This window comes from Mesorhizobium sp. M8A.F.Ca.ET.202.01.1.1, assembly GCF_004791595.1.
Classification (GTDB): Bacteria; Pseudomonadota; Alphaproteobacteria; order Rhizobiales; family Rhizobiaceae; genus Mesorhizobium.
The window spans coordinates 769,825-785,205 of sequence record NZ_SRUN01000001.1; the positions used below are offsets into that span (position 1 = coordinate 769,825).

Annotated in this window: 15 protein-coding genes; all 15 read right to left on the reverse strand. The window is 63.1% G+C overall.

The features are described from left to right. Window positions 1–50: 50 nt before the first annotated feature. On the reverse strand, window positions 51–842 hold the full coding sequence (locus EN845_RS04125) for an anti-sigma factor (protein ID WP_127871386.1): 792 nt from the start codon (window positions 840–842) through the stop codon (window positions 51–53). Continuing rightward, window positions 839–1,357, reverse strand: a complete 519-nt coding sequence (locus EN845_RS04130; RefSeq protein ID WP_127276227.1) for an RNA polymerase sigma factor — start codon at window positions 1,355–1,357, stop codon at window positions 839–841. Before EN845_RS04130 ends, EN845_RS04125 begins: the two co-directional genes overlap by 4 nt. Window positions 1,358–1,530: 173 nt before the next feature. Beyond that, window positions 1,531–4,278, reverse strand: coding sequence for a DUF2339 domain-containing protein (locus EN845_RS04135; protein WP_127871385.1), 2,748 nt, complete (start codon window positions 4,276–4,278; stop codon window positions 1,531–1,533). Between the two features lie 82 nt (window positions 4,279–4,360). Continuing rightward, window positions 4,361–4,879 (reverse strand): PaaI family thioesterase, encoded by a 519-nt coding sequence (locus EN845_RS04140; protein WP_127871384.1) that lies wholly within the window; start codon window positions 4,877–4,879, stop codon window positions 4,361–4,363. Beyond that, complete coding sequence (recO, locus tag EN845_RS04145) at window positions 4,876–5,652, reverse strand: DNA repair protein RecO (RefSeq protein WP_135906785.1); 777 nt, start codon at window positions 5,650–5,652, stop codon at window positions 4,876–4,878. Before recO ends, EN845_RS04140 begins: the two co-directional genes overlap by 4 nt. Before the next feature lie 135 nt (window positions 5,653–5,787). Then, on the reverse strand, window positions 5,788–6,951 hold the full coding sequence (locus tag EN845_RS04150; RefSeq protein ID WP_127276222.1) for a porin: 1,164 nt from the start codon (window positions 6,949–6,951) through the stop codon (window positions 5,788–5,790). A gap of 518 nt (window positions 6,952–7,469) precedes the next feature. Beyond that, on the reverse strand, window positions 7,470–8,360 hold the full coding sequence (locus EN845_RS04155; RefSeq protein WP_167531193.1) for an aminoglycoside phosphotransferase family protein: 891 nt from the start codon (window positions 8,358–8,360) through the stop codon (window positions 7,470–7,472). Between the two features lie 41 nt (window positions 8,361–8,401). After that, the gene (gene era, locus EN845_RS04160; RefSeq protein ID WP_127276219.1) at window positions 8,402–9,322 is read right to left on the reverse strand and encodes a GTPase Era; all 921 of its coding nucleotides are present in this window, start codon (window positions 9,320–9,322) and stop codon (window positions 8,402–8,404) included. Next, window positions 9,319–10,044: a ribonuclease III gene (rnc, locus tag EN845_RS04165; RefSeq protein WP_127871381.1), complete on the reverse strand. Its 726-nt coding sequence runs from the start codon at window positions 10,042–10,044 to the stop codon at window positions 9,319–9,321. The genes era and rnc overlap by 4 nt, the downstream gene beginning before the upstream one ends. A gap of 4 nt (window positions 10,045–10,048) precedes the next feature. Continuing rightward, the gene (lepB, locus tag EN845_RS04170; protein ID WP_027144187.1) at window positions 10,049–10,798 is read right to left on the reverse strand and encodes a signal peptidase I; all 750 of its coding nucleotides are present in this window, start codon (window positions 10,796–10,798) and stop codon (window positions 10,049–10,051) included. Between the two features lie 78 nt (window positions 10,799–10,876). Continuing rightward, the gene (gene acpS, locus EN845_RS04175; protein ID WP_127276214.1) at window positions 10,877–11,290 is read right to left on the reverse strand and encodes a holo-ACP synthase; all 414 of its coding nucleotides are present in this window, start codon (window positions 11,288–11,290) and stop codon (window positions 10,877–10,879) included. Then, window positions 11,287–11,886: a DUF2062 domain-containing protein gene (locus tag EN845_RS04180; protein ID WP_127276212.1), complete on the reverse strand. Its 600-nt coding sequence runs from the start codon at window positions 11,884–11,886 to the stop codon at window positions 11,287–11,289. The genes acpS and EN845_RS04180 overlap by 4 nt, the downstream gene beginning before the upstream one ends. A gap of 263 nt (window positions 11,887–12,149) precedes the next feature. Then, window positions 12,150–12,530 (reverse strand): VOC family protein, encoded by a 381-nt coding sequence (locus EN845_RS04185; protein ID WP_167531192.1) that lies wholly within the window; start codon window positions 12,528–12,530, stop codon window positions 12,150–12,152. Between the two features lie 13 nt (window positions 12,531–12,543). Continuing rightward, a complete protein-coding gene (gene pyrE / locus EN845_RS04190) occupies window positions 12,544–13,122 on the reverse strand; it encodes an orotate phosphoribosyltransferase (RefSeq protein ID WP_127276208.1) in 579 nt (192 codons plus the stop codon). 25 nt (window positions 13,123–13,147) lie between these two features. Continuing rightward, entirely contained in the window at window positions 13,148–15,376 is a 2,229-nt protein-coding gene (locus tag EN845_RS04195; RefSeq protein ID WP_127276205.1) for a bifunctional (p)ppGpp synthetase/guanosine-3',5'-bis(diphosphate) 3'-pyrophosphohydrolase, read from the reverse strand. Window positions 15,377–15,381: the final 5 nt, after the last annotated feature.

Below are 15,381 nucleotides of genomic sequence, written 5' to 3' on the forward strand. Positions count from 1 at the left end.
CTGACAAGCTTTGAACGGAATCGCTGTTTCAAGCCGAGATCGCCGCCGGCTCAACTGGCGAGACCGGCCAGAAGCTGCCCATACGCACTCTTGGCCACGGCCGCCAATTGCTCGCGCGGCAGCGAACCGACGACGGCACAGCCATAGCCCTTGTCCAGCCAATAGACGGCCTGCGGACCGTCCTGAGCCGAAGCGTAGGTACCCTTGGCATTCTCCGTCGATTCCGCCGTCACGAAGAGGGATATGCGCTCGCCCTTGTCGTCTTCGTAGAGCAGCATTGCCGCCTTGCTTTCACCGGCCGGCAGCAACCGGCCACCAACCAGTTGGAACCCGTTCGCGCTCAGATCCGGCGCCACCAGCTTCAGGCCGACCCGGTTGGACAGCCAGGTCTGCAAATGATCCTTGTCGCTGGCCGGCACTTCCACCGCATGCAGCTTCTCGGCGGCATAGATGACATGGGCGGCGATCGCCTGTTCGGCGAGCCGATCCTCCGCCGGATCCTCCTGCCCGAGGCCACCGATGCCTGCAAAGTAGCCGCCAAATCCGCCCGTGGTCAGAAGCACCGCCGCGGCGGCGGCAAGCCACCAGCGCGAGCGTGGCACCGCTGCCTTAACAGGCGCTTCGCCGAGCACCACCTTGCGCAAGCGCGCGGGAACAGGCTCATCCAGCACGCCGGCAAAGGCGGCACGCAATGCCTCGCGGTCGGCGGTGAAGCGGACGCTCCTCGCCTTCATCTCCGGATTGGCATCGAGCCAGGCATCATAGGCGGCACGCTCATCGGCCGGCAGTTCGCCGTCGAGCGCCATGTGGATGTCCCGTTCGGAAAAATCGCGGCGGATCATTTCTCGACGATCCTTATGGCGCGGCGGCGCGCTGTGTCGTCCAGCAACCCCCGCAGTTCCTCACGCCCACGCGCGATGCGCGACATCAGCGTGCCCGCGGGCACACCCAGAATGTTGGCGGCTTCGGCATAGGAAAAGCCCTCGATGGCGACCATGACCAGGGCCGCGCGGCGATCGGGGCTGATCGCCTGCAATGCGTTGATGATCTCGCGCGAAGCAATGCCCTCCAACTGTTCGGGCGGCTGGGCAACCGCCTCGCCCGCCTCGAGCGGCAGCATCGCCGCTTCGCCGCGGCGGTTCACCTTGCGCATCTGGTCGATGAACAAATGATGCATGATCGTAAACAGCCACCTCCTGGGGCTTTCTCCTGTCTGCCAGTTGTCGAGCCGCAACAGTGCGCGCTCGAGGCAGTCCTGAACGAGGTCGTCGGCAGAATCACGGTCGCGCAGAAGCGAGCGTGCGTAGCGGCGCAGGCGCGGTATTTCGCCAAGGATTGCTGCCTTCTTTTCGTCCATGACCGCTGGTTCTGAGGTCGCCCTTGTTGATTCCGATTGAACGCGCCTTCCCGGCACGGCGCAAGCGGCCAGCGCGAAGCGGACCGCCGCTCCGGTCACCCAAGCAACGAGATAACGCTGGCTGCTGCCGGTTTATTCCCGACCGGCAAGAAAACCCAATGATTCGCGGGCGATTAGCCTTTTTCCTTCGCCGCCCGCGTCAAAAGCCGCTGATAGAACAGGCCGATGCCGATCAGCACCGCGCCAAGGCCGATGAAGGATAGCGCCCTGAGCACACCTTCCAGTTCGGACATGTCGAAGAGAAAGACCTTGAGCACGGCGACCGCGATCAGCCCGGCCGAAGCGATACGCAGCACCTGCGATTTCAGCCAGACGCCAGCCGTGAGCAGCGCCACGCCGATCACCAGCCAGAGTGCCGAATAGGTATAGGTCTCCAACTGGCCAAGGCCGCTCCACAAGCCAATGAACTCGCCCTTGAACAGGCGTCTCACCGAGAGCGTGGCATAGGCGAAGGCAAGCAGCGCCGCCACCAGCGCCAGCATGGCCGAATACCATTTCGGCCGCTTGCCCCTGCTATAGAGCGCCAGGCCGCCAGCGGCGACGGCCGGCAGGAGATAGGCCAGGAACAAAAGATTGAAAACCGGGATCCGACCGGTCGATTCGTCGGTGAACAACGGATTGAGCACCAGGAAATGCTGGATGACGACGAAGGCGACTGAGACCACGCCCACCGCCATCGAACCATAGCGCAGCACCGAGCTTGGCGAGCGCCGGTCGATGGCGATCAGGATGGCACCAGCGCCGATGGCGATCAGCGTGTAGATCGCCTGTTCGGCAAGCGTCGGCGCATCGCCGTTGATGACGCCGCCATGCATGGCGTGGCGCACCAGCATGGCGAGCGTGAGCAGCGCAAACAGTGCCGCCGCGGCCTCCATGGCGAGGCGCGGTCGGCCATTGGTGGTGTGGGCGAGTTGCCAGGCCGCGAAGCCGAAGGCGAGCGCCGGCACGCCATAGCCTGGCAGCAACCAGTTGAAGACCGGTGTCGTTGACAGGAACCCGGCGCCGACAATCGTCGGGTCGAAGGCGACGCGGCCAAGCACCGTGATGACGGCGGCGACTGAAATCCAGCCGAGCACAGGATAAGAGCGCCAGCGCGTGGCGAGCGCCGGCACGATCGCCGCGGCGCCGAGCAAGGTGGTGGTCCAGCCGGAATCAAAAGCCATATGCAGCATCAGGAGGCCGGCGACTGCTGCGCCGCCCAAGGCAAAGGACACTGCGGCACCGCCCTTGAACGGTGGTTCCTCGGCCCGCGCGATCCATTCGCCGCCGGCGGCGAGGATCACGACCAGCAGGGCCGCGACCGCGGCGTATGCAAAATCACGGTCGAGATTGCCGAAGGTGAGCCAGAGCGCCAGCAGGATGACCAGAGGCGCGATGACGCCCCATGCTGCCCACGAGGCTGCCCGGATCCACACCGAGGCGGCAAAGCGGCGCGCGGCCCACAAGCCGGCGGCAAGGAAGACAAAGCCGAGGCCAATACCGATAGGCAGCGTCAAGGCATTTCCGGCCGCCACCGGCAAGCCGTCAAAGCCCAGATTGCCCTGGGAGAAATCGGAGCCAATGGTGGTGGGCGGAATGATGCCGAGATGGATCATCACCGTCACCAGCCCAGCGGCGTGCAGCAGCGGCGCCGCGCGCGGCCGGAAAAATGCGGTGGCGACAAGGGCGACCAGAACCAAGGCGCCCGGCAAGGCATAGCCTGCCGCGACAAATGTCGCGTCGACCGACAGGCCGAGCGCCGAAAACGCGATGAAAGCCCCCGGCACGATCGATGGCCAGTCGAAGCCGCTTTCCGGAGCTTCCGCTTCGCCGCCGCGACCGCTCAGCCAGACAAGAGCCAGCACGGCCAGCGTGACGGCGTCGATGAACAGGATGGCGGAAAGGTCCGCGCCCGGTGCGTCGGTCATGTAGAGGATGGTCCAGATGCCGGTGCCGAAAAAGGCGGCCGCCATCAGCGCTTGCCAGTCGCGCATGCGGGCGATGACGCCGGTGGCCGCGAGCACGATGGCGAGATAGCCGAACAATGCCCAGGGATTGGGCGCCTGCGAAGCGATCAGCACCGGGGTCACCATAGCGCCGACAAGACCGATGCCAGCCAGCGCCTGGCCATGGACGAGCGCGGCGGCGATGGTCGCAATACCGATCGCACCGAGCAGCGTGAAGGCAAGAGCCGGGCCGATGAAGCCGTAAACGCCATGGGCGGCATAGACGGTGCCGAACAGGATGAAGGCACCGGCCGCCGTCAGAATCGCCGGAATATAGGCGCCGGCAACACCTTGCACCGGCACCTTGAAGCCGGTGCGGCGAATGAACTCGCCGCCGGCGACCAGCACCAACCCGAGCACGGCCGCCATGGTGAGCCGCACGCCGGGTCCGAAAATGCCGGCCTCGATGGTGTAGCGGATCAGGAACAAGCCGCCGAGAGCAAGCGCGATGCCGCCGACCCAGACCGCCCAACGCGTGCCGAGCGCGGTTTCGACATCGGACTGCCGGGCGGCCTGGGCGGCCGCGGCCGGCACGACCTCCGGCGTTTCCGGTGCTGCCTCGGGCGCGCTCCAGGGACCGGGCACACTCTCGCCGGCCGGGATTTCCACCTCCATGGCCTGTACCATCGCGGGTGCCGGATCGCTGATTGCTGCCGGGGCGATGTCGGCCGCGGGCGCGGCCACCGATGACGTGTGCGCCTTGCCCTCGGCCGCCTCCTGGTCCGACAGCCTGACCACGGGCGGCACGACGCCCGAAAGCACGAGACTGCGCAGCGCGCCAAGCTCGCGCTCGATCAGACCGATCCGGCTCTGCTGGCGCGAAATGATGACGAACAAGGCGATGATGGCGACAAGGCCGATCAGGCTTTCAAACATGGCGGTTCCCCCAAACCAGGCCAGTTTTCACTGACATTTCGTCTCACTGACATTCAAATGCGGCGGCCAAACGGCTGAAAACTCAACGTGCCGCCAGATTGGCGGCCGGAAATATCGAACATGTCTCGGTACCGAAAGCCAGCAGCTTGCCGCCGGCGTCCTTCAGCGTCGCCTCGGAAACGGCAAGGGTGCGGCCCTTGTGAACCACCTTGCCTTCACAAACCACCTCGCCGGTCCTGGGCGTGATCGGCCGCGTCAGGTTCACCTTGAACTCGGCCGTCGTGTAGGCCTCACCCTTTTCGAGCAGCGTCTGAACGGCGCAGCCCAACGCCGAATCGAGCAGCGTCGCCGCCCAACCGCCATGCACGCTGCCCAGCGGGTTGAGATGGCGTTCGCTCGGCACGCCGCGAAATACGGCGCGGCCTTCCGACACTTCGGTCAAGGCGAAGCTGAGCTGGAAGGAGATCGGCGGTGCCGGATATTTGCCGTCGATGATTCGCTGAAGCAATTCCAGGCCGGTGTATTTCAGGATGTCGGCATGAGGAATGGTGCCGAGGCCGAGTGGCGAGACCCGGCCCGGATAGAGTTCGACTTCGCTCATCTGATGATTTCCCCGGCCGCGTTCTCTCCGGCGATGGGCTTGTGCGTCGCGTGGTGCTTGCGCAGCGCTGCAAGAAAGCCGGCGCGCGCGTCAGGCTGATCGATGCCGCGCGGCTCGTAAACATGGCGGGTGAAGAAGAAACCGGTCAAGCGGAAGGCGTCCGCGATCGCCGCATGGTTCGCGCGCATGCCGGAGCCGCGCTGCAGAAATGCGGGCAGCACCAGCATCTTGTCGTGCCACGGCGCGCCGGCTTCACGCGACACCGCGCGTCCCGACTTCGGCGAGACATAGGCAAGATCCTGCCTTGTACCGGTGGCGGCGCATTGGCTGAGATCGAGGCCGAAGCCGAGTTCATCAAGGATCAGAAGTTCGAAACGCGCCACCAGCTCGCCGGCGGCATCGGCATCATCCAGGTGGACGATCATCACCGAAAGCGCCTCGTAGAGGCCGCCATGGGCGTCACGCTCGGGCAGCAGGCGCAGATGCGCCGCCATGGTCTGAAGGCCGTAGACGGCGATGGCACTGTCCATCAGCCGGGCGGCATTCATTTCGATCGCTTCGGCCTGGAAGGTGCCCAGATGCTCGTCGAGGCGCGCGCGCCACAAGAGATCGACGCGATTGCCGGGCTGGAGAACGGGCTGCTGCTTGCGTGAGCGGCCGCCGCGCACGAGGCCGAGATGGCGGCCATGCGCACGCGTCATCACCTCGAGAATGGCGCTGGTTTCGCCATGCTTGCGGTTGCCGAGAATGATTCCCTCGTCGCGCCATTCCATGCCCGAGCTTTTCACCCGTTGGATGGCGAAATCAAGATGAGGCGCTGGTGCTCAGACGGGCTGGCTCCGGGACAGCGCGCAAAAAACCGCCCACAGCGATACGCTGCGGGCGGTCTGGTAAGGTCAGTCGATCCGTTAGAACGAGCGCTGGAAGCGGAGAATGCCGCCGACGCTGCTCTTCTTGTTGGCCTTGGTCCAGTTGTTGAAGTCGACGTCGTCGAATTTTCCTGCATTGAGGTAATCGACTTCAGCCGTGACCGTAAAGCCGGGCACAACGGTATAGGCAACGTTCGCGGCGATGCCGAGATTCTTCCAGTCGTCATAGGAGATCTGGGCGTTGAACGAGGTCTTGTCGTTGAACTTGTAGGTGCCGCCACCCCAGATTGCCCAGTTGCCGCCCCACTGTTTGTAGAAGCCGCGACCGTGTGCATCGATGGCGTTGTTCGCATCGTCGGTGAGATTGTCGTCGGTGCCGTAGCCAGCCATGATGAACAGCGACAATTCGTTGGTTGCCTTGACGTCAAGGCGAACCTTGCCAGCGACTTCTTCGTAGTTGCTGTCATAGGCCACGACGCCGGTGATCGCACCCCAGTCGCCCTTGTACTTCAAGCCGCCGACAACATGCGGAACATAGCTGTCGATGGTGCCCACGACGCCGGCGCCTTCTTCGAGGGAGACCATGCCCGAGAAACCGTTGCCTGCGTCGAAGTAGTATTGGACGACGTTGCTCTCCTGCCCGCCGTAGGGCACCAGCGTATCCTGGATGACGTTGCCGGCATAGCCGATGAACGTGTCGAAAGCCGTATCGTCCTTACCGACGCGCAGACCACCGAGTTGGATCCAGGCGAAACGCAGCGAGAGCGACTTGTTACGGCCCGTCCAATCGGTGCTGGCCGAATCTTCATAGTCGCCCGAGGAGTTGCCGTAGTTGAAGCGGGTCTCGGTGTAGGTCTTCAGGGTACCGAGCTCGGTTTCCTGACCGGTCCAGGTCTTCAGCGTGAAGCGGGTGTTCTTGTAGTAGGTCGAGTGATCGTCGTTGGCGTTCTGATGGTCCTGGACATGGTTGACGCCATCGAACGAGCCGGAATCGCCGACGCCGATATCATAGCGGACATAGCCGCCGATGCGCAGGCAGGTCTCGGTGCCCGGGATATAGAAGTAACCGGCGCCGTAGACGTCACAGATCTTGACGTATTCGGCCGGTTCCGGTTCGGCGACGACGACCGCGTCCGCGGCGCGCGCGCCGGACACCGCGATCAGTGCCGCGGCTGAGCCGAGAAGGAGGCTCTTGATGTTCATTTCTGACCTCTCCAGTCAAGTTAATAAGATGGCTTCTGAATTGTGGCTGGCGGATATGTTGTCCCGCTTCACCCGACAATGAAAAAGGGCTCGCACCGCGTCCCCTTTTCGCGGCGAACATACCCACCAATCTTCCGCCTTCAATGACAATTCCACAAATATGCCGGATTCAGACCACAGATTAAATCTGTGTTGCACAAATAACACTAACCCACCAGGACCAATTTTCAAATCGGCACAAATGGTACATTGTCATTTTTATGTAATAATTGGGTATTTTTTTGATTTATTCATCTGATGCTGTAATTTATTCTATTATTTTCATGTAATTAAATACGATTTCTAACAAAAACATTGGATAACTTATTTTTCGACGTCAGATCCCTGAATCAAATCTGACCAATCCCTCGGACTCCGCCGACGCCAGAAGGGCCGTGTGAAGTTGCCCGCCGCAGTGACTTTTTTTGATCCATCGGAAACTCAACGCCGTCCGATGTCGGCGCATCACGCGCTTCCCCTCACGCCTGACACTCGCGATTGATCAGCACCGCATCGATCACCTGCCAAGATTCTTCGATCTCGGCCCGGGCGACGTCTATGTGGCCGGCGGCGATGATCAGCGCCTTCCACAGCGCCCAGCCACGCCCGCGCGCCCAGGTCGCCTCATCTGCCGCGAGGCAGGCGCGAAAAGTGTCCCGGCTCCCGCCTTCGAAAAGCGTCCAGGCAATTGCCAGATCGCAGGAGGGATCACCGACACCGCAGGTGCCAAAATCGATCACCGCGCCTAGCCTGCCCTTTTCGACCAGGAGGTTGCCCCGGCTGACGTCGCCATGGAACCACACGGAAGGACCTTCCCAGGCCGCGGCAAGGGCTATCTCCCAGACAGCGGTGGCGGCGCCGGTATCGATGCGGTTGCCGAGCGCCGAGATCGCTTGCCTTGTCTCGCCGTCATAGACGGTCAGCGGTCCGCCGCGAAAGAAATTGTGCTGCCCAGGCGCTGGCCCATCGGTCGCGTCCACGTATCTCAACGCAACCAGGAACCGAGCCAGGTCCGCCGCGAATTCCGACAGATCCGCGATACGTTCCCGTTTCGCGGTCTCGCCCTCGATCCAGCCATAAACGGACCAGTGCCAGGGATAGCCCTCGGCCGGAACGCCCATCGCCAGCGGTACGGGGATGGACAGTGGCAACAGCGGCGCCAACCTCGGCAGCCAGCGATGTTCCTTTTCCACTTGCAGGGAATAAGCGGCGGCGCTCGGCAACCGCACGGTCATCTCGTCGCCGAGATGAAAGGTCCTGTTGTCCCAGCCGCCAAAATCAACCGGCCTGACCGCAAGATTCTTCCAATGCGGGAATTGCGCGGCAATCAGCCGGCGCACCAAGGCGGCATCGATCGTGACCTCAACCATGATCTTTCCCGAAAACAGACCCTCTTGTTCGGGATCATGCCCTAATGAGGAAACTCCAACCCCATCTCGCGATAGCGCTCGGGATCATCGCCCCAGTTCTCGCGCACCTTTACGAACAGGAACAGGTGCACCTTCTGCTCCAATATGCCTGATATTTCCATCCGCGCGGCCTGCCCGATGGCGCGGATGGTCTCGCCCTTGTGGCCGAGCACGATCTTCTTCTGGCTGTCGCGCTCGACAAAGATGGTCTGGTCGATGCGCACCGAGCCGTCTTTCTTCTCTTCCCATTTCTCGGTCTCGATGTGCGAGGAATAGGGCAGTTCCTGATGCAGCCTGAGATAGAGCTTTTCGCGGGTGATCTCGGCCGCGAGTTGCCGCATCGGCAGGTCGGAAATCTGGTCTTCCGGATAGTACCATGGGCCGGCCGGCAGCGCCTGGGCCAGATAGTCGAGCAGGTCCTTGCAGCCGGAGCCGGTCAACGCCGAGACCATGAAGGTGCGCTGGAACGGCACTTTCTCGTTCGCTGCCGCTGAGAGGGCCAGAAGCGCCTCCGGCTTGACGCGGTCGACCTTGTTGAGGATCAGCGCCATCGGCTGGCGCACGTCCTTCAGCCGTTCGAGGATGGCATCGGCGTCGCCCCTGATGCCGCGTTCCGCATCGATCAGCAGCAACACGATATCGGCGTCCTTGGCGCCGCCCCAGGCGGTGGTCACCATTGCCGTATCCAGCCGCCGCTTGGGCTTGAAGATGCCCGGTGTGTCGACAAAGACGATCTGCGCGTTGTCGTGCGTGGCGATACCGCGCACGATGGCGCGTGTCGTCTGCACCTTATGGGTGACGATCGAGACCTTGGCGCCGACAAGTTGGTTGACCAGCGTCGACTTGCCGGCATTGGGCGCGCCGATCAGCGCGACGAAGCCGGAATGCGTAACAGGAGCGGCTGCAGTGTCTTCGGCGGTCATGCCGCACTCCCTTCATGAACCCAGACGCCTTCGCGAACCAGAAGGGCGGTGGCGGCGGCCTGTTCGGCCTCGCGCTTGGAGCGGCCGCTGCCGGTTGCCGGCTGAAACGCGCCGACCTTGACGCTGACGGTAAACAGCGGATCGTGATCGGGGCCTTCCCGGCCGTCGACCTGATAGGCGGGAACAGCACCCGCCGCCTGATGCGCCCATTCCTGCAATTCGGTCTTGGCGTCGCGGCGTGCCGCGCCCGAGGCTTGCGAACGCGGCTGCCAGTATTTGTGAATGAACACGCGGGCCGCTTCCAGACCACCGTCGAGATAGAGCACGGCGATCAGTGATTCCAACGCGTCGGCGCGCAGGTTGACGCGCTTGCGTCCCTCGAGCCCGCGCACGTCCGACCCGGCACGGATCAGGTCCGGCAGCCCGATATGCTCTGCGATATCAGACAGCGCCTCGGCATTGACCAACGCATTGAGGCGCAGCGACAACTCCCCTTCCGCGGCATCGGGAAAGGCAGCCAACAGCATATCGGCGACTACAAGGCCAAGAACCCGGTCGCCGAGAAATTCGAACCGTTCATAATCGGCGCCCGCATTGGCACCGCGCGCACTGGCATGGGTAAGCGCACGCTGCAGGCGCTGGCGGTCGGCGAAGGCATGGCCCGTGCGTTCCGCAAGCGCTTCGGCGAGCGCATCGGCGGTCAACCGTTTTGGCGCCGCCATGGCCCTAGTTGACGAAATGGAACAGGCGCGAAGCGCGCATCAGCGACGGCCATTTCCAGATTTCGAGCGGGCTTGCCTTGCCGGCGATCGAGAAGAAGACAAGGTTGGCGCGGCCGACCAGGTTCTCGGCCGGAACATAACCTACGGTGAAGCGGCTGTCGGCGGAATTGTCCCTGTTGTCGCCCATCATGAAATAGTGGCCCGGCGGCACGTCGAATTCGCGGGTGTTGTCGCCGATCGAGTTCGGCGACAGGTCCAGCGTGTCGTAGCTGACGCCATCGGGCAGCGTCTCGCGATAGACGTCGATGGGATAATCCTTTTCCGTGATGTCGGGATTGTCGATCTGGCCGGTCTTGACGCGCGGCACGCCGACGCCGTTGATGAACACTTGGCCATCCTTCATCTGGATCTTGTCGCCGGGCAGGCCAATGACGCGCTTGATGTAGTCGACGGACGGATCCGGCGGGAACTTGAATACCACCACGTCGCCACGCTTGGGCTCTGAGCCCCAGATGCGGCCCGAGAAGATATCAGGGCCGAAAGGCAGCGAATAGCGGGAGTAGCCGTAGGACCACTTGGTGACGAACAGATAGTCGCCTTCCAGAAGCGTCGGCCGCATCGAGCCCGACGGGATCGAGAACGGCTGGAACAGCAGCGTGCGAATGACCAGGGCGAGCAAAAGCGCCTGGACGATGACGCTGACGGTTTCGCCAAGCCCGCCGGATTTCTTCTGGGATTTTTCAGCCACGCTCATGTCGTCCTCGATTGTGCGTTGGATGGTATAGAGTCTCGGCGCGCGCTGGGCAACGTCAATGCCGGTCGTCAGATGCAATCAATGTGGCGCTTCTTCGACGGGCACCGCCTCGATGATCACAAAGGCTTGAGCGAGCGGAAAATCATCCGTGATGGTGAGGTGGATGGCAGCCTGATGGCCTTGGGGCAGGATCTTTTCCAGCCGCGCCAGCGCCCCGCCGGTGAGCGCCATGGTCGGCGCACCGCTGGGCAGGTTGACGACCCCCATGTCACGCCAGAAGACCCCTTGTGCCAGACCGGTGCCCAGTGCCTTGGCGCAAGCCTCCTTGGCGGCAAAGCGCTTGGCATAGGAAGCCGCGCGAGCGCGCCGGTTCTCCGAACGCGCCTGCTCCACCTCGGTGTAGATCCTCTGGATGAAGCGCTGGCCGTGGCGCTCAAGCGACTTCTCGATGCGTCTGATGTCGATCAGGTCGCTGCCGATGCCGATGATCATTGGGCAGCGGAACCGACGCTTCCGCCGGGATGATGCGAATGCTCACGGCGTCTCGCGCGCTCGGCCAGCCGCTTGCGCCTCTGTTCGCGGAAGACATTCATGCCCCAGCGCGTGATGCCGTAGAACACCAGGCCGAACACCAGCCCGAGCGGCACCGCCCCGATCAGCATCGGCTCCAGGACGGGATGCCATAGTTTGGCGAACGAAAGCGTGTGCATCATCTCGCCCAGATGCGCCGGCGGGCCATGCGCCGGCAGGCGATCGTGCAGGATGAGCTTGCCGGTTTCCCAGGATGCGCCCCACAAGAGCGGAAAGGTCAGCGGATTGCCGAAGAAAACAGCTCCGAGAGCAGCTGCCACCAGATTGCCGGCGATCACCCAACACAGAACGGCGGCAATGATGAAGTGGAAACCGACGGGGAAGAACGAAGCAAAGACACCTGCGGCGACGCCCGCCGCCACCGCGTGCGGGGTGGCCTTCAGCCGCAGAATGCGCTTGGAGAAATATTGAAGCGAGCGCGAAAACGAACGGCGCGGCCACAAATAGGTGCGCACCCGCTCGAAAAGGCCATCAGGCTTGCGGCGACGAAAAAGCACTGTCTTCCTATTCCCGACAATTCACAGCCTACACGCCGGCTGTTCCAGCCGGGCTTCGACCACCATATCTTGCGCTTTACGGTCGCCAGAAGGCAATCGCGACTTTGATATAGCCATCCGCAACCCCGACAACAACCGGAGGCCGTCCGCGCGGTGGCCGCACCGCCAGATTTTGGTAAGGTCCGTCTCCTCCAACATCGGACAATCGCGGCGAATTTGAGAAGCGGTTTTCGGCTAATTGTCGCAGCCAAATGATCGATACGCTACCGCAGATACTGGCTGACTTCGACCAGGTTGCCATCCGGGTCGCGGAAATAGACCGACATCATCGGGCCCCGCGCGCCGAGGCGTTCCACCGGCCCGAGCTCCACCGTCACGAGATTGGCTTCGAGACCGGCAAGGAATTCATCGAGCGGCCGCTCGGTGATCAGGCAGAAGTCCCCGGATCCTGGCGTCGGCGACTGGGCTTTCGGCTCGAAGGTGCGGCTGACCTCGTGGACATTGATCTTCTGGTTGCCGAAGGCAAGTGCTGTCGGCCGGCCCGGCGTATCGACGCGTTCGAAGCCCAGCACGCGTTGATAAAAGGCGCAGGTTGCGTCGAGCGACGCCACCGTCAGCACGAAATGATCGATGCCAACGATCAATGCGACCTCCTCCTCAGATGTTGCGGCTGCCGGGCTTGATGGCCGGGATGGCGGCAAGCTCCGGCGGCAACCTGTCCGGCGGATAGGCTGGAACCTCGTATTCGGCAAGCGCAATCAGCGGCACGCCGACATGGGTCTTGCCGGCCGAACGATCGATGATGCAGGCAGCCGCGACCACCTCTGCGCCGAGTTGGCGCAAGCAATCGATGGTTTCGCGGATCGACAGTCCGGTGGTGACGATGTCCTCGACGATGACGACGCGGGCGCCTTGGTCGATCTCGAAGCGCCGCAGGCGAAACTCGCCCCCTTCCCGCTCCACCCAGATCGCCGGCACGCCAAGGTGGCGCGAGGTTTCGTAAGCCGGGATCAGCCCGCCGATCGCCGGCCCGACGACATAGTCGATCTTGCCCGGCACCGCGGCGCGGATCTTCTCGGCCAGCGCCTTGCACAGCCGCTCGGTCTTGTCGGCATGCATGAACACCCGTGCCTTCTGCAGGAAGACCGGACTGCGCAGGCCCGACGTCAGGATGAAATGACCCTCCAGAACAGCGCCAGCCTCGCGGAATATGCCCAGCACTTCGTCGGTATTCATCTCGTCCCCCATGGATCGGCTATCGCTAGCCATTGACGCGCCGCGCATCGCTGACGCTCGAATTGTCCTTGAGCTGCGAGAGCAGCCGGTTGAGATGCTTGAGGTCCCAGACTTCGAGATCGATCAGCATTTCGGTGAAATCGGGCGCGGTGCGCACCATCGACAGCGTATGGATGTTGGCGTCGTTTGAGGCAACGACCTGGGCGATGTCGGCGAGCGAGCCCGGCGCGTTGATGGCGGTGACCGAGACGCGCGCGGGAAACCGTTCCTTGGTGCGTTCGTCGATGTCCCAACGCACGTCGATCCAGCGCTCCGGCTGGTCGTCGAAAGCCTGCAGCGCCGGCGACTGGATCGGGTAGATGGTGATGCCGGTGCCCGGCTGGACGATGCCGACGATACGGTCGCCAGGGACCGCGCCCTCCGGCGCGAAGCGCACCGGCAGGTCGCCGCGCACGCCGCGGATCGGCACGGCGCCGGCGCCTGGCTGGTCCTTGTCCTTGCGCGCGGCCCGGCCAGGTATCTGGAACAGCATGCCGGCGGCGTTGCGGATCTTCGACCAGCCCTCCTCGCGCTGCTTGGGAGCCGCAGGGGTGACGCGCTCGTCCTTGTAGTCAGGGAAGACCGCCTTCATGACATCGGTGGAAGCCAGTTCTCCGCGACCGACGGACGCCAACACGTCCTCGATGTCCTTGCGCGCCAACCGGTGCAGGACGGGCTTCAGGCTTTCCTTGGTGAAGGTCTTGCCGGCTCGTTCGAAGGCACGCTCAAGGATACGCGCGCCGAGACCCGAATACTGCTTGCGGATGGCATTCTTGGTGGCGCGGCGGATGGCGGCGCGCGCCTTGCCGGTGACGACGACCGATTCCCACGCGGCTGGCGGCACCTGCGCCTTGGAGCGGATGATCTCGACCTCGTCGCCATTCTTCAATTCCGTCATCAGCGGCATGATGCGGCCATTGACCTTGGCGCCGACGCAGGTGTCCCCGACATCGGTGTGGACGGCATAGGCGAAATCGATCGGCGTGGCGCCGCGCGGCAAGGCAATCAGCATGCCCTTCGGCGTGAAGCAGAACACCTGGTCCTGGAACAGCTCCAGCTTGGTGTTTTCGAGAAAATCTTCCGGATTGTCGCCTTCGGCCAGTTGCTCGATGGTGCGCCGCAGCCAGGCATAGGCGTTGGTCTCCTTCGAGATCGCATGGCCGGCGCCGTTCGTCTTGCCACCGGTGTCCTTGTAGATGGAATGGGCGGCGACGCCGTATTCGGCGATCTTGTTCATCTCGCGGGTGCGGATTTGCAGTTCGACGCGCTGGCGCGAAGGGCCGACGATGGTGGTGTGGATCGAACGGTAGTCGTTCTGCTTCGGCGTCGAGATGTAGTCCTTGAAACGGCCGGGCACCATCGACCAGGTGGTGTGGATGGCACCCAGCGCGCGATAGCAATCCTCGACGGTGTCGACGACGACGCGGAAGCCGAAAATGTCGGACAGTTGCTCGAAGGACAGCGCCTTGGCCTCCATCTTGCGGAACACCGACCATGGCTTCTTCTGCCGGCTCTTCACGCCGGCGTTGATGGCATGCTTCTCAAACAATGCCGACAGCGCCTTTTCAATGTCGGTCAATACGCCCTTGTTGCGCTCGAATATCTCGGCGAGGCGGGCGGTGACGGCGCGGTAGGCTTCCGGATTGATGAAGCGGAAGGCGATCTCTTCCAACTCCTCGCGCATGCCTTGCATGCCCATGCGCCCGGCCAGCGGCGCGTAGATGTCCATCGTCTCCTCGGCAATGCGCAGGCGCTTGGCCTCGGGCATATGATCAAGGGTGCGCATGTTGTGCAAACGGTCGGCGAGCTTGACCAGCAGCACGCGCACATCTTCCGAGATCGCCAGCAGAAGCTTGCGCAGGTTCTCCGCCTGCTCGGCCTTCTTGGAGACGAGATCGAGCTTCTTAAGCTTGGTCAGGCCCTCGACCAGCTTGCCCATTTCGGGGCCGAACAGATCGTCGATCTCGGCTCGCGTCGCCGTTGTGTCCTCGATGGTGTCGTGCAGCAAGGCGACGGCGATGGTCGCCTCGTCCATGTGCATCTCGGTGAGGATGGCCGCGACCTCGAGCGGATGCGAGAAATAGGGATCGCCGGAAGCGCGCTTCTGGTGGCCATGCTTCTGCATGGCGTAGACGTAGGCCTTGTTGAGCAACGCCTCGTTGACGTCAGGCTTGTAGCGCTGGACGCGCTCGACAAGCTCATACTGACGCATCATGGGCT